The sequence below is a fragment of the Pseudomonas sp. Q2-TVG4-2 genome (assembly GCF_013620795.1).
Taxonomy (GTDB): domain Bacteria; phylum Pseudomonadota; class Gammaproteobacteria; order Pseudomonadales; family Pseudomonadaceae; genus Stutzerimonas.
Window position 1 is genome coordinate 1 of record NZ_LGLW01000030.1, and the last position, 981, is coordinate 981.

1 protein-coding gene is annotated in these 981 nt (G+C 64.9%); it reads left to right on the top strand.

Annotated elements, in window-relative coordinates:
- Positions 1–97: 97 nt before the first annotated feature.
- A partial coding sequence (locus tag H3028_RS21030) for an SDR family oxidoreductase (RefSeq protein WP_181299134.1) occupies positions 98–981 on the top strand: 884 nt, incomplete at its 3' end.

Genomic DNA, 981 nt, shown 5'->3' on the forward strand with positions numbered 1-981 from the left:
TGAGCCTGCCGCGCGGCCCCATCCATCATCGCTATGCCAGCTGGAACGCGCTGCTGCGATAGTCGTCATCGCCTCTACCAGAAAAAGGAGTCCGCACATGACCGACCGCGAACTGACCGCCGTGATCTGTGGCGGGACCGCAGGCGTAGGCCGCGCGACGGCTCACGCGTTCGCCCAGGCCGGCTACCGGGTCGCCGTGATTGCGCGTGGTGAGCAGGGCTTGGCGGACACTCGCAACGAGCTGGAAGCGACCGGCACGAAAGTCTTGGCGATCGCCGCGGATGTGGCCGATGCCGATGCCATCGATCAGGCGGCCGATCGGATCGAAGCGGAGCTGGGGCCTATCGAGATCTGGGTCAACGCGGCGATGGCGACGGTATTCGGCCCGGTGAACAAGATCAGCGCGGCGGAATTCAAACGGGTGACCGAGGTGACCTATCTGGGCTTCGTTCACGGTACGCTGGCGGCGCTGCGTCATATGGAAGCGCGCAACCGCGGCACCATCGTCCAGGTGGGCTCAGCGCTGTCCTATCGGGCGATACCGCTGCAATCGGCCTACTGCGCCGCCAAGTTCGCCATCCGCGGGTTTACCGACTCGCTGCGCTGCGAGCTCATTCATACCAACAGCCGAGTACGGTTGACCATGGTCCAGCTGCCGGCGCACAACACGCCGCAGTTCGACTGGTCACGCAACAAGATGCAGAAACGTCCGCAGCCGGTCCCGCCGATCCATACGCCGGAGGTGGCAGCACGCGCGATTGTCCGCGCGGCAACCGATGCGCCGCGCGAACTGTGGCTCGGACGCGCCTCTTTTCAGGCGATTATCGGCAACATGTTCATGCCCGGCCTACTCGACCGGATGATGGCCAAGCAGGCCTGGAGTGGGCAGATGACCGACTCGCCCGCCGGTGATGAACAGCCTGACAATCTGTTCCATCCCGTAGAGGGCCTGCACCGTCTCGAAGGGCGCTTCGGCGCGCA